Here is an 18440-nt window from a genome sequence, read left to right on the forward strand (position 1 = left end):
ATATGGGCCATTATGCCCCGGGGCAACATCGCCCCGGACGCAAGGCGCCATGCCGAAGGCGATGACCTTCAGCTCTGTACGGCCTTGGCGAAGTTCGCGAAAAACTCGTCGGCGAGCTTCTTGGCGGCGCCGTTGATGAGGCGCTGGCCGAGCTGCGCCAACTTGCCGCCGATCTGCGCCTCGACGTCGTAGGAAAGCAGCGTGCCGCCGTCCTTCTCCGCCAGCTTGACCGCCGCGCCGCCCTTGGCGAAGCCGGCAACCCCGCCCTCGCCCTCACCGGAGATCTTGTAGCCGTTCGGCGGGTCGAGATCAGACAGCGTGACCTTGCCCTTGAAGCGCGCCGACACCGGCCCGACCTTCATTTTCGCCGTTGCGCGAAAGCCGCCGTCGTCGGTCTTCTCGAGCTCTTCGCAGCCGGGGATGCAGGCCTTCAGCACCTCGGGATCGTTGAGCTTGGCCCACACGGCCTCGCGCGGCGCCGCAAGCTGGACTTCGCCGTTCATCGTCATGGCCATGAGGGTGCCTCCCGGATCGCGCAACTATAGTGCTGATCAAGTAACGCAGGGACGCGACAAAGGAAAGGGCGGCGACCGGTCACGTGCAATGCACATTCGCAACTGCAAAATGGCGTATGCAGGCGGTTGGGGATTGGCATGGCCGGGCCATGATGATTAGGTCGCGCGCAACATGAGTACGTCCCTCTCCCCCCTGCTCGCACCGATGCTGTCGAGCGCCGCCATGCGCGCGGTCTGCGACGACCGGTCGACCTTGCAGAACATGCTTGATTTCGAGGCAGCCCTGGCACGCGCCGAGGCCGCCACGAATGTGATTCCGACATCCGCCGTGGGACCGATCGAGGCCGCCTGCAAGGCCGATTCCTTTGACATGGCCGCGCTGGCAGAGGCCGCCACACGATCGGGCAATCTTGCGATTCCCCTGGTCAAGACCCTGACCGCCAATGTCGGCAAGGCCGACAAAGAGGCCGCGCGCTACGTGCATTGGGGCGCCACCAGCCAGGATGTCATCGACACCGCGACCATGCTCACGCTTCGCGCCGGCATCGATGCGCTGGACGCCGACCTTGGCCGCGCCATCAAGGGCTTTGCCACACTGGCGCGCAGCCATCGCAACACTGCGATGGTGGCACGGACCTGGCTCCAGCACGCGCTGCCGATGCCGTTCGGCCTCAAGGCCGCTGGATATGCCTCAAGCCTCGCCCGCGCCCGTTGCCGGCTGCGGCGGCTCCGCCGCGAGGGCCTCGCGTTGCAATTCGGCGGCGCCGCCGGCACGCTCGCGGCCCTCGGCGACAACGGCCTGGCCGTGGCGGAACGCCTCGCGCGGGAGCTCGACCTGGCGCTGCCGGAAGCGCCCTGGCACACCCATCGCGACCGGATCGCGGAGGCCGCTTCCTGTTTCGCCATTCTGGCTGGAAGTTGCGGCAAGATCGCGCGCGATGTCTCGCTGATGATGCAGACCGACGTCGCCGAAGCGTTCGAACCGGCCGGCGAAGGCCGCGGCGGCTCCTCGACCATGCCGCACAAGCGCAACCCGGTCGCCGCCGCGAGCGCCCTGGGCGCCGCCACGATGGCCCCGCAGCTCGCCGCGACGATCTTCGCGGCGCAAGTGCAGGACCACGAGCGCAGCGCCGGTCCCTGGCATGCGGAATGGCCGACGCTGCCGCAATTGATGCTGGTCACTTCGGGCGCGCTTTCCGCCATCGTCGACATCGCGGAAGGCCTCGACGTCGACGCCGCGCGCATGCGCAGCAATCTCGACGCGACGCATGGGCTGATCATGGCGGAGGCGGTCACGTTCGCGCTGGCGGAGAAGATCGGCAAGAGCGATGCGCACCACCTCGTCGAGACCGCCAGCAAGCGCGCGGTCGCCGAGAAGAAGCATCTGCGCGAGGTGCTGTTGGCCGATTCGCAGGTCAATGCGCAGCTTTCGCCGGAAAAAATTGCGGCATTGTTCGAGCCGATGGCCTATCAAGGGGCTTCCCAGGCCCTGATCGACCGGCTGCTCGACAGCCTCGACCGCGAATAAGAACCGCAGATACGACGGAGACGCCGCATGCCGATGATCGATGCCGACGGATGCCTGCTCAACGTCTCCGTCGAGGGCCGCGACGGCGGGCCGACCTTGATGCTGTCCAACTCGCTCGGCTGCACGCTTCAGATGTGGGAGCCGCAGATGAAGGCGCTCACGCAGTTGTTCCGCGTCATCCGCTACGACCGCCGCGGCCATGGCAAGTCCAGCGTGCCGCCCGGCCCCTATACGATGGAGCGCTTCGGCCGCGACGTGCTGGCGATCCTCGACGACCTCAACATCGAGAAGGTGCATTGGTGCGGCCTGTCGATGGGCGGCATGGTCGGGCAATGGCTCGGCGCCAACGCGCCGGAACGCTTCGGCAAGCTCATCCTCGCCAACACCTCCTGCTATTATGCCGAGCCGACCAGATGGCTGGAGCGCATCGACGCCGTGAAGAAGGGCGGCATCGCCGCGGTCGCCGATGCCGTGATCGCAGGCTGGCTGACGCAGGATTTTCGCGAGCGCGAGCCTGACATCACCGCGCGGATGAAGTCGATGCTGCTCGCCTCGCCTGTCGAAGGTTATCTCGCCTGCTGCGAGGCGCTGTCGACGCTGGACCAGCGCGAGCTGCTTGCCAAGATCAAGAGTCCGACGCTGGTGATCGCCGGCCGCCACGACATGGCGACGCCGATCTCGGCGGGCGAATTGATCCGCTCGAAGATTCCCGGCGCCAGCATGACCATCATCGACGCCGCGCACATTTCCAATGTCGAGCAGCCGCACGCGTTTACCGACGCGGTGGTGGGATTTTTGACGCAGCGCTAGCCGCAGAACGCCGTCATTGCGAGCGTAGCGAAGCAATCCAGAGATCTCTCCGCGGAGACATTCTGGATTGCTTCGTCGCTACGCTCCTCGCAATGACGGAGAGGAGGAAGAATGGACGACCAGAAGCGCCGCGATGCCGGCATGAACGTTCGCCGCAAGGTGCTGGGCAATGCCTGGGTCGACAAGTCGATCGCGAACCGCAACGCCTTCAACACCGACTTCCAGGACATGATCACGCGCTATGCCTGGGGCGAGATCTGGACGCGGCCGCATTTCGACGAGCGAACGCGGCGGGTGCTGGTGATCGGCACCATGGTCGCGCTCGGACAATGGGACGAATTCCGCCTGCACGTGCGGGCGGCGCTTGCCGAAGGCGGCTTCACGCCCGACGACATCAAGGAAATCCTGCTGCAGCAGGCGATCTATTGCGGCGTGCCGGCCGTGAACCACGCCGTCAAGGAAGCCTCAGCGATTGTGCAGGAGCTCGGCCTGCTCAAGCCCTAGGGGTGCTGCGGTCTCGACGGTCTTCTGAACAGTCCTGGGCGCGGCATCGGGCCGCTCGATCACCACCACGATGGCGGCGCCGAGCAGGAGCAGCAGCTCGGTGGCGTGCAGCCGGAGCGCCGCCATCTCGCCGACCTTCGAAGCCATGATCATGCTGGCAAACGAGATCAGGCTGCCGATCGCCAGGGCGATGCCGAGCGCCTCGTCGCTGCCGCCGTTCCTGCGGATGCGAGGAATGCAGAGCAGCACGAGATAGATCGCAAAGAACGCCACGACCGTCAGCCGGCCCAGCGCCAGCAGCCAGGCGGCGCGCACCGTGTCCATGCCGGCCATCTGGAGATGGTCGCTGAGATACAGCGCAACCGCGACGCTCGGCCGCTCGTAGAGGCCGTGCACCGGTGCGACAATGATATTGAAGGCGACCAGGGCCCAGGCCGGGATGAAATGGGCCGCGAGCAGCGCGCCGTTGACCGAGCCGATCCGCCAATTCCTGAACATGCAGCTTCCCGCTTCGCCTGCCTTCGCCTTCGATCGAAGGCTTTGCGGGGAGCTAACTCGCATCGTACCGTGGCGGCAATTTAAACCCTTTGTTTACCTTAACTGGCCTCGCAGAGGTCGTCATTGCGGGGCAGTCGAAGCCGAAATCTCGAGATTCCGGGTTCGGCTCTGCGAGCCGCCCCGGAACGACGACGCTAGAAGGCCAACAAAAAAGGCCCCGCCTTTCGGCGGGGCCCCTCGTCGCCCTCTTATTATTCCTCGGCTATCAAGCGCACTATTCCTGGTCGCGCTGGCCGCCCTGCTGGCCGGGGCGATCGCCCTGGCGCATCGGATCGTTCTGCTGCTGCTGTCCGGGTTTCTGACCACCGCCCTGCTGCTGCCCGGGGCGCTGCTGGCCGGGGTTCTGACTCTGTTGGCCCGGATTCTGGTTCTGCTGCTTCGTCATTCGGGGAACTCCCTTGTTGGACGTCAGAGACGAGACAACGGTCGCCCCCCAGTTAGGTTGCCGGCGGAACCCGGTTTCTCGCACCTGCGGAACCCGGAACGCCAAATGAGCTCTGTACAAGACCTCCTGCCGCCGCGTGAGGTGTTGCAGCCATCAGTTCCCTGCTGTTACAAAACGTGCAGAATGCTAGCGGCTGCCGGGGCCCAAGAAAACCACCCTCCAACCCACTCTCCCAAGAGCTCGCTTTGAGCCCGCGTCAGGTTTGAGTACGGCAAGCCCATGGATTATTTCGCCCAGCAGCTCATCAACGGTCTCGTCCTAGGCTCGATCTACGGCCTGATCGCCATCGGCTATACGATGGTCTACGGCATCGTCGGCATGATCAACTTCGCCCATGGCGACGTCTTCATGATCGGCGGCTTCATCGCGCTGATCACCTTCCTTCTTCTGGTCTCGACCGGCCTGACCGCGGTCCCGGTGATCCTGCTCATCGTAATCCTGGTCTCGATGGCGATCACGGCCCTGTATGGCTGGACCATCGAGCGCATTGCTTACCGTCCGCTGCGCCACTCCTTCCGCCTCGCCCCGATGCTGTCGGCGATCGGCATGTCCTTCGTGCTGACCAACTATTCGCAGGTGGCGCAAGGCGCGCGGGTGAAGCCAGTGCCGCCCGTGATCACCGGCGGCTACACGCTGCACGAGAGCGCCGACGGCTTCGTGATCCAGCTCTCCAACATCCAGATCGTGGTCGTCATCACCACGATCGTGCTGCTGGCGATCTTCACCTGGCTGGTGTCGCGCACCCGGCTGGGGCGCGACATGCGTGCCTGCGAGCAGGACCAGACCATGGCGGCGCTGCTCGGCGTCGACGTCGACCGCACCATCTCCATGACCTTCGTGATCGGCGCTGCGCTCGCCGCGGTCGCGGGCCTGATGTACCTGCTGTATTACGGTCTCGTCGACTTCTTCATGGGCTTCGTCGCCGGCATCAAGGCGTTCACCGCCGCCGTGCTCGGCGGCATCGGCTCGCTGCCCGGCGCCATGCTCGGCGGCCTCGCGATCGGCCTGATCGAGACGTTCTGGTCGGCCTATTTCTCGGTCGAATACAAGGACGTCGCGGCGTTCTCGATCCTCATCGTGGTGCTGATCTTCATGCCGACCGGCCTGCTCGGTCGCCCCGAAGTCGAAAAAGTCTGACGGTCGCGCGTGGCAACTTCCTCACCCATGACTGCCAAACCTGCAACGGGCATCACCTCCATCCTGAAGACGGCTTTCGTCAACGCCCTGATCGCGCTGGTGCTGTTCTCGTTGATGGTCGGTATCCGCACCGAGGCGGGCTCCGACGGCCAGCTCACCTACTGGACGCGCTTCGGCGAACTCGCCTCCCTCGTCGGGGCGGTGTTCGGCGGCTCGATCGTGATCGAGCTGCTACGGCAATGGATCGGCCCGACCGGTGCCGAGAAGCTGGTGCCGCCGGCGGTGCAGAGCGGCATGTCCTTTATCGGCCGCTACCTCGCGCCGGCACTTCTGATCTTTACGGTGCTGGTGCCCGTCATCTTCTATGACCAGCGTTACATCCTCGACCTCGCCATCCTCGTGCTCACCTATGTGATGCTGGGCTGGGGGTTGAACGTCGTGGTCGGGCTCGCAGGCCTGCTCGATCTCGGCTACGTCGCCTTCTATGCGGTCGGTGCCTATTCCTACGGGCTGCTTGCGACCAATTTCGGCTGGTCGTTCTGGATCTGCCTGCCACTCGCCGGCATCCTCGCGGCGTTCTGGGGCGTGCTTCTCGGCTTCCCCGTGCTGCGCCTGCGCGGCGACTATCTCGCCATCGTGACGCTGGCCTTCGGCGAGATCATCCGCCTCGTCATCATCAACTGGCAGGAGCTCACCGGCGGCCCCAACGGCGTCTCGGGCATTCCCCGCCCCTCCTTCTTCGGCATCCCGCTTGACAACAGCGACGACGGCCTCGCCGCCAAGCTCGGCATCGAATATTCGCCGACGCACCGCATCATCTTCCTGTTCTACCTGATCCTGGCGCTTGCGCTGCTCACCAACTGGGCGACGATCCGCCTGCGCCGCCTCCCCATCGGTCGGGCCTGGGAGGCCTTGCGCGAGGACGAGGTCGCCTGCCGCGCGCTCGGCATCAACACCACGACCACCAAGCTGACAGCGTTCGCGACGGGGGCCATGTTCGGCGGCTTTGCCGGCGCGTTCTTCGCCACCCGCCAGGGCTTCATCAGCCCGGAATCCTTTACCTTCCAGGAATCGGCGCTGGTGCTCGCCATCGTCGTTCTCGGTGGCATGGGCTCGCAGCTCGGCGTGGCGCTTGCCGCGCTCGCCATGATCGGCGGCTTCGAATTGTTCCGCGGCCTCGAGACCTACCGCATGCTGGTGTTCGGCATGTCCATGGTACTGATCATGATCTGGCGGCCGCGTGGCCTCGTCGGCCACCGCGCGCCCACCGTCTATCTGACCAAGGCGAAAGCGATCTCCTCCGACCTCGTCAAGGAAGGGCACGGATGAGCGGCGACAAGATTCTCAGCATCGACCGGCTCGCCATGCGATTCGGCGGCATCGTTGCCGTGCAGGACCTGTCTTTCGCCGCCGAGCGGAAGAAGATCACCGCGCTGATCGGGCCGAACGGCGCCGGCAAGACCACCGTGTTCAACTGCATCACCGGCTTCTACAAACCGAGCGGCGGGGCCATCCGCCTCACGCACGACGACGGCACGACGGTCGCGCTGGAGCGGCTGAGCGATTTCCGCATCGCCAAGCAGGCCAAGGTCGCACGCACCTTCCAGAACATCCGGCTGTTTCCGGGCATGACCGCGCTGGAGAACCTGATGGTGGCGCAGCACAACGCGCTGATGCGCGCCTCCGGATTCACCCTCCTCGGGCTGCTCGGCGTTCCGACCTATCGTGACGCCGAAAAGCGCGCCATCGACCTCGCCACCGACTGGCTCAAGCGGGTCAACCTGATCGACCGCGCCGACGATGCCGCCGGCAATTTCGCCTATGGCGACCAGCGCCGGCTCGAGATCGCGCGCGCAATGTGCACAGAGCCCGCGCTTCTGTGCCTGGACGAGCCCGCCGCCGGCCTCAACGCGCGCGAGAGCGCGGCCTTGAGCGAGCTTTTGCTCTCGATCCGCGACGAGCTCGGCACCTCGATCCTCCTGATCGAGCACGATATGTCGGTGGTGATGGAGATTTCCGACCACATCGTGGTGATGGACCATGGCGTCAAGATCGCGGAAGGCACGCCGCGCGAGGTCCGCGACGATCCCAAGGTGATCGCGGCCTATCTCGGCGCCGACGAGGAAGAGGCGGCAGCCGTGATGGAGGGCGGAGCGTGACAACCTCTCCTCTGCTCGCGATCCAGGGCTTGCGCGCCGCCTACGGCAAGATCGAGGCGCTGAAGGGCGTCGACGTCGCGATCAATGCCGGCGAGATCGTGGCGCTGATCGGCGCCAACGGCGCCGGCAAGTCGACGCTGATGATGACGATCTTCGGCAAGCCGCGCGCCCGGGCCGGCCAGATCCTGTACGAAGGCCGCGACATCACCAACGTCCCCACCCACGAGATCGCGCATTTGCGCATCGCGCAATCGCCGGAGGGCCGCCGCATCTTCCCGCGCATGAGCGTGGCGGAAAACCTCCAGATGGGGGCGGACGCCACCGAATGCACCGAGGCCGAACGCGAGGCGACGCTCCAGCGCGTCTTCACGCTGTTTCCACGGCTGAAGGAGCGCTATGACCAGCGCGGCGGAACCCTCTCCGGCGGCGAGCAGCAGATGCTGGCGATCGGCCGGGCCCTGATGAGCCGTCCGCGCCTGCTCCTGCTCGACGAGCCCTCGCTGGGCCTCGCGCCGCTGATCGCGCGCCAGATCTTCGATGCGATCCGCACCCTGAACCGGCAGGACGGCCTGACCGTCCTGATCGTCGAGCAGAACGCCAACCATGCCCTCAAGCTCGCCCATCGCGGCTACGTCATGGTCAATGGCCTGATCACGCTGGCCGGCACCGGCGCCGAATTGTTGCAGCGCCCTGAGATTCGCGCCGCCTATCTGGAAGGCGGCCGGCACGGCTGACCGAGCCATGCGCGGCCCCGCGTGCGGCCGAATGGGGCGAGATATCTGCGCCAATGCCCGTATTTTGCCGGTGACTTCTCCCGAAATTCATTCAAGAATGGCGCCGGTTTGGACCGGGCATGCCCGGCAACTTCCACAGGCGACCACCCGCGAGGTATCTCATGAAATCACTGAAGCTCATCGGTCTGGCATTCGGCGTATCGATCGCGCTGTCGAGCGCGGCGTTCGCGCAGGATGTCACCATCGCAGTCGCAGGTCCGATGACCGGCGGCGAGTCCGCCTTCGGCCGCCAGATGAAGAACGGCGCCGAAATGGCCGTGGCCGATATCAACGCCGCCGGCGGCGTCAACGGCAAGAAGCTCGCGCTTTCCGTCGAGGACGACGCTTGCGACCCGAAGCAGGCGCGCTCGATCGCCGAAAAGATCGCCGGCGCGAAAATCCCGTTCGTGGCCGGGCACTATTGCTCGTCGTCGTCGATCCCGGCTTCTGAAGCTTATGCCGACGGCAACGTGCTCCAGATCACGCCGGCCTCGACCAACCCGCTCTTCACCGAGCGCAAGCTCTGGAACGTGGCGCGCGTCTGCGGCCGTGACGATCAGCAGGGCCTGATCGCGGCGCAGTACATCGCCAAGAACTACAAGGGCAAGAACATCGCGATCCTCAACGACAAGACCACCTACGGCAAGGGTCTTGCGGACGAGACCAAGAAGGCGCTCAACAAGGCCGGCGTCACCGAGAAGATGTATGAGTCCTACAACAAGGGCGACAAGGACTTCAACGCGATCGTCTCGCGCCTGAAGCGCGACAACATCGACCTCGTCTATGTCGGCGGTTACCATCAGGAGAGCGGCCTGATCCTGCGTCAGATGCGCGACCAGGGCCTCAAGACCGTGCTGATGGCCGGCGACGCGCTCGCCGACAAGGAGTACGCCTCCATCACCGGCCCGGCCGGCGAAGGCACGCTGTTCACCTTCGGCCCCGATCCGCGCAACAAGCCGACCGCGAAGAAGATCGTCGAGGCTTTCAAGGCCAAGAACATCGATCCGGAGGGCTACACCCTCTACACCTACGCGGCGATGCAGGTGTGGTCGCAGGCGGCCAAGAAGGCCGGCACCACCGATGCCAAGAAGGTCATGGAGGCGATGAAGGCCGGCAAGTGGGACACCGTGATCGGCCCGATCGAGTATGACGCCAAGGGCGACATCAAGCTGCTCGATTACGTCGTCTACAAGTGGGACGCCAAGGGCGGCTACGCCCAGATCACGGGCAGCGGCACCTGAACGCGGCTCCGAGGCTCAAACCTCGCATGCAATCCTCACCAACGCCCCGGCTTGACCGGGGCGTTTTTGTTTTTGCGGCAGGATCAGACGGCTGCGGGCAGCTCGCCGGCGGCCGCGGTCTGGGCCTTCCGAAGCGCTTGCAGGAGATCGTTCGGCCGAAACGGCTTTTGCAGGCAGATCACGTTGGCGAGGTGGGGCGACGCTTCCATGAAGTCCAGCGCCGTCATTCCGGACACCGCGACGATGGGGATCCCCGGCGCACGCTCGCGCAGGGCCGCGATGACGTCGATCCCGCTGGTATCGCCAAGGAAAATATCGACAATCGCTGCGTCAAAGCGGCCTTCCGCGAAGGTTTTCAGCCCGGCCGCGCCGCTGTCGGCCTCGGCAACCTCGTAATGGTTGACCCGTAGCACGATCGCGACCATCGCGCTCACGTCCTTCTGGTCGTCGATGATGAGAACGCGAGGCATGGGAACAACTCCCGCAGATCGATCAAATCGTATGATTCAAACCTGGAACCCGGCACCGTGGCAGGGCATTATGACACCGCGCAGTAAAGCGCATCTTACCCGATCCCTATTCCGCGTTCCCACCCACATTAAGTAAACTGTAACCTTCGGTTGAGTCGTCGCTGCATCAGTTCACGACCCGTGCCCGGAACGGGCTACCGTGGAGGTCAAGACTGCCCGATCTTGGAACTGCGGAGATGCTCAAAACGGGTCTGCACGAGATGAACGCGCCTACGATCGACCGAAGCACATTTCTTTCTACTCTGCCGGCCACGTCAACCGATCGGACCGCGGCATTGTGGATCGTCGGCATCTCGTCGATCCTGTTCGCATTGGCCGTTCCGTTCGCAAGTATCGCGCTGCCGCCGGTCCCGGCCTTCGTCGCGAGTTATCAATCAGCCCTGGCCGTGAGCGACATCATAACGGCAGTGCTGCTGCTATCGCAGTTTTCGGTGTTGCGGACCCGTGCGCTGCTGTGGCTGTCGACCGGCTATCTCTTCACCGCCGCCGCGGCGCTGGTCCACGCCCTCACCTTCCCCGGCCTGTTCACCCCGACCGGGCTGTTTGGCGCGGGCAGCCAGACCACCGTCTGGCTCTACATGATCTGGCACGGCGTCTTCCCGCTGTTCGTGCTCGGCTATGCCTGGCAGAAGGAAAAGGACGGCGGCCCCAGGATCCAGGGTCCGACCAGCACCGCGATCTGCGCCATCGCGCTCGGCGTCGTCGCGGCCATCGGTGCCTTTACCTGGATCGTCACCGCCCAGCACGATCTGCTGCCGGTTCTGCTCCGCGACGGCCGTTACACGGCGACCATGATCGGGGTCGTGTCCTTCGTGTGGTCGCTGAGCTTCGCGGCGCTCGTTTCGCTGTGGTTCCGCCGCCCGCATTCGGTGATCGACGTCTGGCTCATGGTCGTGATGTGCGCATGGCTGTTCGACGTCGCGCTGTCCGCGATCGTCAACGTCGCGCGCTTCGATCTCGGTTTCTACGCCGGCCGTCTCTACGGCCTCTGCGCGTCGAGCTTCGTGCTTGCGGTGCTGCTGATCGAGAACGTCCGCCTTCAGGTGCACACCGTCGGCCTCGTCGGGAAGTTGCGCCAGCAATCGGCCTCGGAACGCGACTATTACGGCAAGCGCCTCGCGCTGTACGGCGCCGTCGTCGAATCCTCCAACGATGCCATCATCACCAAGACGCTCGACGGCATCATCACCGGCTGGAACAAGGCCGCCGAGCATCTGTTCGGCTATTCCGCCGCGGAGGCCGTCGGACGGTCGATCGACATCATCGTGCCGCCGGACCGCAAGCACGAAGTCAGGAGCATCCTCAACCGGATCGCCAGCAACGAGTCGATCGCCCAGCACGAGACGGTGCGGATTCGGAAGGATGGCCGCCCGCTCGACGTCGTCCTGAATGTTTCGCCATTGAGATCGGACCACGGAGAGATCATCGGCGCCTCCAAGATCGCCCATGACATCACGGAGGAGAAAGAGGCGCGCGAGAAGCTGCGCCGCGAGACCGAGGAGCGCCAGCGCATCTTCGAGACCTCGCAGGACCTGATCCTGGTCACCGACGGTTTCGGCAATTTCGTCCAGGTCAGCCCGAGCGTGAAGAACATCCTCGGCTTCAACCCGGAAGACATGATCGGGCACAGCGCGACCGAGTTCATCCATCCTGACGACCTCGAGAAGACGCGGGAGGAGATGCGGGCGGCGCGGCGCGGCGCGGTCAAGCGCAGCTTCGAGGCGCGCTACTACCACTACGACGGTCACGAGGTCACGCTGAACTGGATGGGCACCTGGTCCGAACCGGTGAAGCGCCATTTCTTCATCGGCCGGGATCTCACGGAGAAGCAGGCCGCCGAAGCCCAGTTCCGGCATGTCCAGAAGATGGACTCCATCGGCCAGTTGACCGGTGGTGTCGCCCACGATTTCAATAACGTACTGACCGTCATCACCGGCACGATCGGCATCCTGGCCGACGCGGTCGCCGATCGCCCCGAGCTGGCTGCGATCACCAAGCTGATCGACGATGCCGCCGAGCGCGGCGCGCAGCTGACCAAGCATCTGCTGGCCTTCGCCCGCAAGCAGCCGCTCCAGCCTCGCGAGATCGACGTCAACGCGCTGGCGCTCGAAGCCGCCAAGCTGTTGCACCCCACCCTGGGCGAGCAGATCACCATCGTGCCGCAGCTCACCGAGGACGCCTGGCCGACGCTGGTCGATCCCGGCCAGTTGTCCACCGCGATCCTCAACCTCGCGCTGAACGCCCGTGACGCCATGCCCGAGGGCGGCACGCTGGTGCTGGAGACCCGCAACATCTTCCTCGACGACGGCTATGCCAGCATGAACCCCGACGTCGCCGCCGGCAATTACGTGATGATCGCGGTCAGCGACACCGGCTCCGGAATCCCGCCGGAGCTGATCGACCGCGTGTTCGATCCCTTCTTCACCACCAAGGAGGTCGGCAAGGGCACCGGGCTGGGCTTGAGCATGGTGTTCGGCTTCGTCAAGCAGTCCGGCGGCCACATCAAGATCTACAGCGAGCAAGGCCATGGCACGAGCGTGAAGATCTACCTGCCGCGCTCGAGCGGCGTGCAGGAGAGCGAGTTCGAGGCGCTGCAGAATGCGCCCGTCACCGGCGGCAACGAGAAGATCCTGATCGTCGAGGACGATGCGCTGGTGCGGCAATATGTGGTGACCCAGGTCAAGAGCCTCGGCTATACCGCGCTCGAGGCCGCCAACGGCGCCGAGGCCCTGACCATCCTCGACAACGACAAGACCATCGACCTGCTCTTCACCGACATCATCATGCCGGGCAACATGAACGGCCGTCAGCTGGCCGACGAAGCAGGCCGCCGCCGCCCCGATCTGAAGACGCTTTTCACCTCGGGCTATACCGAGAATGCCATCGTCCATCACGGCCGGCTCGATTCCGGCGTGCTGCTGCTGGCGAAGCCCTACCGCAAGACCGAACTTGCCAAGATGCTCAGGACGGCACTGGCGAGTTGAGCCTGCGGCATCCCTGCGCTATCGCAAGGCGAGCTCCTTTCAGCGCACGAGGCCACCTTGAAGAATCTGCTCACCGACATTGCAGGGGTCCGCGTCGGCCATGCCGAGGATGCCAAAGTCGCCACCGGCACCACCGCGATCATCTTCGATTCCCCCGCGGTCGCGGCGATCGACGTGCGCGGCGGCGGTCCCGGCACGCGCGAGGACGCCCTGCTCGATCTCGCCAACACCGTCGAGCGGGTCGATGCGATCGCGCTGTCCGGCGGTTCCGCCTTCGGTCTCGATGCCGGCGGCGGCGTCCAGGCCTGGCTCGCCGAGCAGGGGCGCGGCTTCAGGGTTCGCGAAGCCCTGATCCCGATCGTGCCGGGCGCGATCCTGTTCGATCTGCTCAACGGCGGTGACAAGGCCTGGGGACGCTTCTCGCCCTATCGCGACCTCGGCTACGCCGCGGCCGCTGCCGCCGGCACCGACTTCGCACTCGGCAGCGTCGGCGCCGGCTTAGGGGCCACCACCGCGACATTCAAGGGCGGGCTCGGCTCGGCTTCGGCGGTGACACCTGATGGCGTGAAGGTCGCCGCGATCGTCGCCGTCAACGCGGTGGGCAGCGTTACCGTCGGCGACGGGCCGTGGTTCTGGGCGGCGCCGTTCGAGATCGGCGGCGAATTCGGCGGCCGCGGCCTGCCCGACACATTCACCGACGACATGCTCCGCATGCGCATCAAGGGCGGTCCGGCGGCGAGCGCGCGGGAAAACACCACGATCGGCGCGGTCGTCACCGACGCGGTGCTGACCAAACCTCAGGCCAAGCGGCTGGCGATGATCGCGCACACCGGCTTCGCCCGCGCCATCTATCCGGTGCACGCACCGACCGATGGCGACGTGCTGTTCGCGGCGGCGACCGGCGAGAAGCCGATCGAGCCGCTGGTCGGCCTCACCGAGCTCGGCACCGTCGCCGCCAACGTGGTCGCGCGCGCGATCGGCCGCGCCGTGTACAGCGCGACCGCGCTGCCGTTCCCGGGGGCGCAGCCGGCGTGGCAGGACCGATTCGGCTAGAAACGAAACGGCTGATACGGCGTTACCCTGGCGGCTCCCAGGTGTACTGCCATGCCGTCTTACGTGATCCGGTTCTTCCGCTATGCGCCCGACACGCGGGAGCTGAAGGTGACTTTCGTCAGCGGTCGCCTCTATGTCTACGAGGACGTTCCGCCCGAGGTCGCCGCAGCGTTCCGGGACGCGCGCTCAAAGGGCGCGTTCTTCAACCACGTAATCCGTGACCGCTATGTCTATCGTGACATCACGAACGAATATGCCGGCTGATCCGGATGCCGGTCAGACGCTCATCGACATCGACGAACCGGCCGCCGCCGAAGAGCCCTGGCCTTGGCCGCCTTGCTGCTGCATCAACTGCGCAAACAGATCATAGGCCGAATTGCGGGCGCTGGAGGCGCCCGGCACCGTCGTCGACATCTTGAAGCCGTCGGCATAGGTAACGGTGGTGGTGGTCGAGCCGTCGGCAGCGGTCGTCGTCGTCGAGGTCGATCCGCCGCCGGACTTCGACGAGGAATCCGATCCATCGCCGGAGCCGCCGGCACCTTGCGCCTGATGGTGGCCGTGGTGACCGCTCCTCAGGGCCTTCGACATCTCGTCGAGACTGACGTCGCCGTCGGAGTTCGCATCCAGCTTGGAGAACACGTCGTCGGCCTGCGCGAGGTTGGTCCCGCCTGCGCCCAGCGCGTCCTCGAACTCGGACTTGGTGATGTTGCCGTCGCCATCCGCATCGATCTGCGAGAACAGATCCTTGAGCGCAGCATCCCGGCCTTTCGACGTCGAGGTCGACGAAGTCGAGGTCGCCTCGCTGCTGCCGTCGGACGATTGGCTCTGCGCGGCGATCAGCGCGCTCATCGTTTCCGGCGAAATCTGCGCGCAATTGCCCGAGTTGACCGACGAGGTCGCGCCGCTGGTCGTAACGCTGCTACCGCTGTCGATCGCGAACGGATTGGTCGCGCTCTGCGCCGATCCCGTCTTGTGCGTCGAAGAGGACGATTTCGAGTTTGTCAGCGACTGAATCGCGTCGAGCGCACTCGATACGGCCCCGACGGCCCCAAGGGCAAACAACATTGCACAACTCCAACCGATGCGGCATGCCGCCGCCAATGTTCTGCAGGCGATGTCAGCAAGCGTCGTGCCAGCGCAAAAAGGTCAATGAAATCCGGCTCCGCCGCGCCTTGGACGGCCGGGGAACACCGGCAATTCGTGCCGGTCGCGGCAGAATTTTCCGCCCACAGCAAGCACGCCTGCCCTGCATTGCCCGCCATGGAGGCCCATGTTAGGCGAGGCCCATCTTTCACGGCCGCCACCGGAAACCGCCATGACCCAAGCCTTCACCCCACGCCCCCTGGCCATCGCGCCCTCGATCCTGGCTTCGGATTTCTCCAGGCTCGGCGAGGAGGTGCGCGCCGTGGACGCCGCCGGCGCCGACTGGATCCATCTCGACGTGATGGACGGTCACTTCGTTCCCAACATTTCCTACGGTCCCGACATCATCAAGGCAATGCGCCCGCACACGAAGAAGGTGTTCGACGCGCATCTGATGATCTCGCCGTGTGACCCCTATCTCGAGGCCTTTGCGAAAGCCGGCTGCGACCACATCACCGTGCATGCGGAGGCCGGCCCCCATCTGCACCGCTCGCTGCAGGCGATCCGCGCGCTCGGCAAGAAGGCCGGGGTCTCGCTCAATCCAGGCACGCCGGTCAGCGCGCTCGAATACGTGCTCGATCTCGTCGACCTCGTGCTGGTGATGTCGGTCAATCCCGGCTTCGGCGGCCAGGCCTTCATTCCCTCCACGATCGGAAAGATCCGCGACATCCGCGCGATGACGGCGGGACGCCCGATCGACATCGAGGTCGACGGCGGGGTCGGCCCCGATGTCGCCGGCGCGCTGGCTGCGGCCGGCGCCAACGCCTTCGTCGCCGGCACATCCGTATTCCGGGGCGGCACGCAGGATGCCTACAAAGCCAACATCGCCGCGATCCGCAACGCGGCGCTAGGAGCCCGCGGCGAAGCGATTTGAGCTGCATCAGGACGCCGGCGGACCGTAGAAAAATCTGCGGCTCTGACGGGTATTGCAATGCGCAATGCCTGAAATTGCAGTCTTGATCCGTACTCATCCGGGCTTCACTGATTCGCGCAAATCACCGCAAGTGATTCCTGCCTGCTTTTGACGGGAGGACATCATGACGGCGATCCTGCTCTGGACTGGCGTAGCGTTGTGGTTGGCGTTCAATGCGGCGATTGCGGCCCGCAGCCTGCATGTGGCGCGACCGGTGAAGGCCAAGACCCCTGCCCGCGTCTTCCAGCTTCATCGTCGTCGGGGTTGAGCGCCATGCAGATCACGCTCGTGAAGCGCCAGCCGAAGCGCAGGTGCCGGATCCCGCGCCGCCCACATCCGGGTCTTGATTATTTCTTCGGCCGCCTCGAGCGCACCGATGGGGCGATGGACGGCGACGTCAGGCTCGACACGACGGACCTCGATCATTCGTTGGCCTCGCAGCACCGACACTGACACTTCTTTTTTTGGATTTACCCATGAAACCGCACTGCCCGAACTGCCTGAAGGAAATGACCAAGGCATCCGCGTCGCGTAACCTGTTCAATTGCGAGCCCTGCCGCGAGATCATTCAGTATTTCGGCGGCAGCGCGGATCACGGCGAGCCCGGCCCGCAATTCTCCTGGCCGATCCGCCGCAAGCGGGTCGCTCAGTCCGCCCACGCCTGATCCCCCCGTTCAAGTCGGCAGGCAGCCTAAGCCGGTGCTGCGCCCGGTGCTTCGCCGGCATCGGTCTCGCCGGCGTCGCCAGCCATCCGCGGCGGCCGCACCACCGTGACGGTGCACCTGGCTTCCGAAGCGACCTTGGCCGATACGCTGCCGAGCAGCGCGCGCCTGAATGAGTCTTGCCGCGCTCCGATGATGACGTGGTCGACCTGGTTGACCTCGGCGAACTCCAGGATCGCGGCGGCGGGATCGACCGCCTCCAGCACATGAGCCGTCAGCCGGCTCTCATCCAATTTGAGCGGCGTCGCCCAATGCCGGAGTGCCACCAGGCGGTCGATATGCTTGTTGGACCCCTGCTCGTCCAAGGTACGGTCGACCGCGATCCGGCTCAGCTTGAGCACGTTGACGCAGGCGAGCCGCGCTGACGGCAGGGTGGCGAGGATGCGCTCGGTGGTCACGCGCAGCGCCTCGTTGAGCTCCGGTGCGCCTTCCACCGTATCGAGCGCGACAGCGAGGATCGGGCTCGATGCGATCTGGGCGGCGACATCCGATTTCGCGCGCGGCGCCATGACGCCCAGATTGAACCGGCGACGCCAGGCGACGCTGAGCGGGTCGCGTTTGACCCGCTCCGAGCGCGTGGTGAGCTTGACCTGGTCGGGATGGGTGAGATCGAAGGCGAGCTGGGACGCCGTCGGATAGCGCCACACCGGCTCGATCTCGAGACACCGCAGCACCACCTCCTGGAGCCAGGGCGGATAGTCGGCGCGAAGCTTGCGCGGCGGATGCGGATCGCGCCACAGCCGGCGCCGCATCGCGCGCAGCGTCTCGCCCTCGCCGAACGGCCGCTCGCCGGTGGTGAAGAAATACAGCAGCACGCCGAGCGAAAACAGGTCGCTGCGCGGATCGTCGCGCACGCCCGACAGCCGCTCGGGCGCCATGTAGGGCGCGGTGCCGTAAGGCAGGCGGAACTCCGCCTGCAACAGATCCGGCAGGTGGTTGTGGTGCGACAGGCCGTAATCAATCAGCACGGCCTCGCCGCTCTCGCGGAACATGATGCTGCTCGGCTTGATGTCGTGATGGATCACGTTCTGCCGGTGTAGATCGGCCAGCGCGCTCGCGATCCTGGCGACGAGCTGCCGCGCTTCGTCATAGGGCAACGGCAGCTCGGGCAGCCGCTTGTAGAGCGTGGCGCCACCGATGCGCTCGATCACGACATAGGCCTGGTGCGCGAAATCGCCGGTGCCGAAACAGGTCGGGACGTGCGGGCCCGCAAGCCGCGGCAGGATCATCATCTCCATCTCGAAGGAGACGATCGCGGCGGGGTCCTCGCCCTCCGAGACCCGCGGGATCTTCATCAGCAGCGGCACGTCGATGCCGGGATGGGTGACGGTCCACAGCGTTGCCATGCCGCCGGCATGAACGCATTCGCCGATGGTGTAGCCATCGATCACCGCGCCGGATTTGACCAGAGGCTTCGGCATTGCC

At 65.4% G+C, this 18440-nt stretch carries 21 protein-coding genes; 15 read left to right on the forward strand and 6 right to left on the reverse strand.

All coding sequences use genetic code 11. The annotated features are described in order from the left end of the window. Positions 1-68 precede the first annotated feature (68 nt). Positions 69-515, reverse strand: a complete 447-nt coding sequence (locus AC066S_RS20665; protein ID WP_126260910.1) for an SRPBCC family protein — start codon at positions 513-515, stop codon at positions 69-71. 172 nt (positions 516-687) lie between these two features. Between AC066S_RS20665 and AC066S_RS20670 the strand changes: the two genes are divergently transcribed. The 3 genes from AC066S_RS20670 (at position 688) to AC066S_RS20680 (ending at position 3357) form a co-directional block, all read left to right on the forward strand. Beyond that, on the forward strand, positions 688-2043 hold the full coding sequence (locus AC066S_RS20670) for a 3-carboxy-cis,cis-muconate cycloisomerase (protein ID WP_478270472.1): 1356 nt from the start codon (positions 688-690) through the stop codon (positions 2041-2043). 27 nt (positions 2044-2070) lie between these two features. Then, positions 2071-2853 (forward strand): 3-oxoadipate enol-lactonase, encoded by a 783-nt coding sequence (pcaD, locus tag AC066S_RS20675; RefSeq protein ID WP_135163120.1) that lies wholly within the window; start codon positions 2071-2073, stop codon positions 2851-2853. A gap of 111 nt (positions 2854-2964) precedes the next feature. Then, positions 2965-3357, forward strand: a complete 393-nt coding sequence (locus tag AC066S_RS20680) for a carboxymuconolactone decarboxylase family protein (RefSeq protein WP_128920868.1) — start codon at positions 2965-2967, stop codon at positions 3355-3357. Here AC066S_RS20680 and AC066S_RS20685 read toward each other — a convergent pair. Both AC066S_RS20685 and AC066S_RS20690 read right to left on the reverse strand, forming a co-directional pair. Further along, positions 3319-3855 carry a hypothetical protein gene (locus tag AC066S_RS20685; protein WP_478270473.1) on the reverse strand — a complete coding sequence of 179 codons (537 nt, stop codon included), beginning with the start codon at positions 3853-3855 and terminating at the stop codon, positions 3319-3321. The genes AC066S_RS20680 and AC066S_RS20685 overlap by 39 nt on opposite strands. Positions 3856-4129: 274 nt before the next feature. Next, positions 4130-4300, reverse strand: coding sequence for a hypothetical protein (locus AC066S_RS20690; protein WP_164718993.1), 171 nt, complete (start codon positions 4298-4300; stop codon positions 4130-4132). 279 nt (positions 4301-4579) lie between these two features. On the opposite strand from AC066S_RS20690, the gene AC066S_RS20695 reads away from it, so the two are divergent. From AC066S_RS20695 to AC066S_RS20715, 5 genes are all read left to right on the forward strand, one after another. Next, entirely contained in the window at positions 4580-5497 is a 918-nt protein-coding gene (locus AC066S_RS20695; RefSeq protein ID WP_126260905.1) for an ABC transporter permease subunit, read from the forward strand. Positions 5498-5524: 27 nt separating this feature from the next. Continuing rightward, positions 5525-6826 (forward strand): high-affinity branched-chain amino acid ABC transporter permease LivM, encoded by a 1302-nt coding sequence (livM, locus tag AC066S_RS20700; protein WP_126260904.1) that lies wholly within the window; start codon positions 5525-5527, stop codon positions 6824-6826. Beyond that, on the forward strand, positions 6823-7656 hold the full coding sequence (locus AC066S_RS20705) for an ABC transporter ATP-binding protein (RefSeq protein ID WP_135169196.1): 834 nt from the start codon (positions 6823-6825) through the stop codon (positions 7654-7656). Before livM ends, AC066S_RS20705 begins: the two co-directional genes overlap by 4 nt. Further along, complete coding sequence (locus tag AC066S_RS20710; RefSeq protein WP_126260902.1) at positions 7653-8390, forward strand: ABC transporter ATP-binding protein; 738 nt, start codon at positions 7653-7655, stop codon at positions 8388-8390. The genes AC066S_RS20705 and AC066S_RS20710 overlap by 4 nt, the downstream gene beginning before the upstream one ends. Positions 8391-8551: 161 nt before the next feature. Then, positions 8552-9670, forward strand: coding sequence for a branched-chain amino acid ABC transporter substrate-binding protein (locus AC066S_RS20715; RefSeq protein WP_126260901.1), 1119 nt, complete (start codon positions 8552-8554; stop codon positions 9668-9670). Positions 9671-9753: 83 nt separating this feature from the next. On the opposite strand, the gene AC066S_RS20720 is transcribed toward AC066S_RS20715, so the two are convergent. After that, on the reverse strand, positions 9754-10140 hold the full coding sequence (locus tag AC066S_RS20720; protein WP_478270474.1) for a response regulator: 387 nt from the start codon (positions 10138-10140) through the stop codon (positions 9754-9756). Between the two features lie 236 nt (positions 10141-10376). On the opposite strand from AC066S_RS20720, the gene AC066S_RS20725 reads away from it, so the two are divergent. The 3 genes from AC066S_RS20725 to AC066S_RS20735 are packed head-to-tail and all read left to right on the forward strand — an operon-like array spanning position 10377 to position 14501. Beyond that, a complete protein-coding gene (locus AC066S_RS20725) occupies positions 10377-13184 on the forward strand; it encodes a PAS domain S-box protein (protein ID WP_478270475.1) in 2808 nt (935 codons plus the stop codon). Between the two features lie 57 nt (positions 13185-13241). Then, a complete protein-coding gene (locus AC066S_RS20730) occupies positions 13242-14237 on the forward strand; it encodes a P1 family peptidase (RefSeq protein ID WP_478270476.1) in 996 nt (331 codons plus the stop codon). Between the two features lie 51 nt (positions 14238-14288). Beyond that, positions 14289-14501 carry a KTSC domain-containing protein gene (locus tag AC066S_RS20735; protein WP_478270477.1) on the forward strand — a complete coding sequence of 71 codons (213 nt, stop codon included), beginning with the start codon at positions 14289-14291 and terminating at the stop codon, positions 14499-14501. Positions 14502-14513: 12 nt separating this feature from the next. Here AC066S_RS20735 and AC066S_RS20740 read toward each other — a convergent pair whose 3' ends face one another. Beyond that, entirely contained in the window at positions 14514-15302 is a 789-nt protein-coding gene (locus tag AC066S_RS20740) for an EF-hand domain-containing protein (RefSeq protein WP_478270478.1), read from the reverse strand. Positions 15303-15552: 250 nt separating this feature from the next. Between AC066S_RS20740 and rpe the strand changes: the two genes are divergently transcribed. The 4 genes from rpe to AC066S_RS20760 all read left to right on the forward strand — a co-directional run bounded on the left by rpe (position 15553) and on the right by AC066S_RS20760 (position 16958). Continuing rightward, positions 15553-16254, forward strand: coding sequence for a ribulose-phosphate 3-epimerase (gene rpe / locus AC066S_RS20745; RefSeq protein ID WP_135169191.1), 702 nt, complete (start codon positions 15553-15555; stop codon positions 16252-16254). A 163-nt stretch (positions 16255-16417) separates the two neighbouring features. After that, positions 16418-16561: a hypothetical protein gene (locus AC066S_RS20750; protein WP_167767473.1), complete on the forward strand. Its 144-nt coding sequence runs from the start codon at positions 16418-16420 to the stop codon at positions 16559-16561. Between the two features lie 5 nt (positions 16562-16566). Further along, positions 16567-16746, forward strand: coding sequence for a hypothetical protein (locus tag AC066S_RS20755; RefSeq protein ID WP_135163108.1), 180 nt, complete (start codon positions 16567-16569; stop codon positions 16744-16746). 23 nt (positions 16747-16769) lie between these two features. Then, on the forward strand, positions 16770-16958 hold the full coding sequence (locus AC066S_RS20760; protein ID WP_135169189.1) for a hypothetical protein: 189 nt from the start codon (positions 16770-16772) through the stop codon (positions 16956-16958). Positions 16959-16984: 26 nt separating this feature from the next. Here AC066S_RS20760 and AC066S_RS20765 read toward each other — a convergent pair whose 3' ends face one another. Further along, on the reverse strand, positions 16985-18436 hold the full coding sequence (locus AC066S_RS20765; RefSeq protein WP_478270479.1) for a protein kinase domain-containing protein: 1452 nt from the start codon (positions 18434-18436) through the stop codon (positions 16985-16987). Between the last annotated feature and the right edge of the window lie 4 nt (positions 18437-18440).

This window comes from Bradyrhizobium sp. CFUWI (assembly GCF_056429085.1).

What these genes read in the sequence shown, in the direction of transcription:
- AC066S_RS20665 (WP_126260910.1), bottom strand. Translation starts at nt 515, where the DNA reads ATGGCCATGACGATGAACGGCGAAGTCCAGCTTGCGGCGCCGCGCGAG.
- AC066S_RS20670 (WP_478270472.1), top strand. Translation starts at nt 688, where the DNA reads ATGAGTACGTCCCTCTCCCCCCTGCTCGCACCGATGCTGTCGAGCGCC.
- pcaD (WP_135163120.1), top strand. Translation starts at nt 2,071, where the DNA reads ATGCCGATGATCGATGCCGACGGATGCCTGCTCAACGTCTCCGTCGAG.
- AC066S_RS20680 (WP_128920868.1), top strand. Translation starts at nt 2,965, where the DNA reads ATGGACGACCAGAAGCGCCGCGATGCCGGCATGAACGTTCGCCGCAAG.
- AC066S_RS20685 (WP_478270473.1), bottom strand. Translation starts at nt 3,855, where the DNA reads ATGTTCAGGAATTGGCGGATCGGCTCGGTCAACGGCGCGCTGCTCGCG.
- AC066S_RS20690 (WP_164718993.1), bottom strand. Translation starts at nt 4,300, where the DNA reads ATGACGAAGCAGCAGAACCAGAATCCGGGCCAACAGAGTCAGAACCCC.
- AC066S_RS20695 (WP_126260905.1), top strand. Translation starts at nt 4,580, where the DNA reads ATGGATTATTTCGCCCAGCAGCTCATCAACGGTCTCGTCCTAGGCTCG.
- livM (WP_126260904.1), top strand. Translation starts at nt 5,525, where the DNA reads ATGACTGCCAAACCTGCAACGGGCATCACCTCCATCCTGAAGACGGCT.
- AC066S_RS20705 (WP_135169196.1), top strand. Translation starts at nt 6,823, where the DNA reads ATGAGCGGCGACAAGATTCTCAGCATCGACCGGCTCGCCATGCGATTC.
- AC066S_RS20715 (WP_126260901.1), top strand. Translation starts at nt 8,552, where the DNA reads ATGAAATCACTGAAGCTCATCGGTCTGGCATTCGGCGTATCGATCGCG.
- AC066S_RS20720 (WP_478270474.1), bottom strand. Translation starts at nt 10,140, where the DNA reads ATGCCTCGCGTTCTCATCATCGACGACCAGAAGGACGTGAGCGCGATG.
- AC066S_RS20725 (WP_478270475.1), top strand. Translation starts at nt 10,377, where the DNA reads ATGCTCAAAACGGGTCTGCACGAGATGAACGCGCCTACGATCGACCGA.
- AC066S_RS20735 (WP_478270477.1), top strand. Translation starts at nt 14,289, where the DNA reads ATGCCGTCTTACGTGATCCGGTTCTTCCGCTATGCGCCCGACACGCGG.
- AC066S_RS20740 (WP_478270478.1), bottom strand. Translation starts at nt 15,302, where the DNA reads ATGTTGTTTGCCCTTGGGGCCGTCGGGGCCGTATCGAGTGCGCTCGAC.
- rpe (WP_135169191.1), top strand. Translation starts at nt 15,553, where the DNA reads ATGACCCAAGCCTTCACCCCACGCCCCCTGGCCATCGCGCCCTCGATC.
- AC066S_RS20750 (WP_167767473.1), top strand. Translation starts at nt 16,418, where the DNA reads ATGACGGCGATCCTGCTCTGGACTGGCGTAGCGTTGTGGTTGGCGTTC.
- AC066S_RS20755 (WP_135163108.1), top strand. Translation starts at nt 16,567, where the DNA reads ATGCAGATCACGCTCGTGAAGCGCCAGCCGAAGCGCAGGTGCCGGATC.
- AC066S_RS20760 (WP_135169189.1), top strand. Translation starts at nt 16,770, where the DNA reads ATGAAACCGCACTGCCCGAACTGCCTGAAGGAAATGACCAAGGCATCC.
- AC066S_RS20765 (WP_478270479.1), bottom strand. Translation starts at nt 18,436, where the DNA reads ATGCCGAAGCCTCTGGTCAAATCCGGCGCGGTGATCGATGGCTACACC.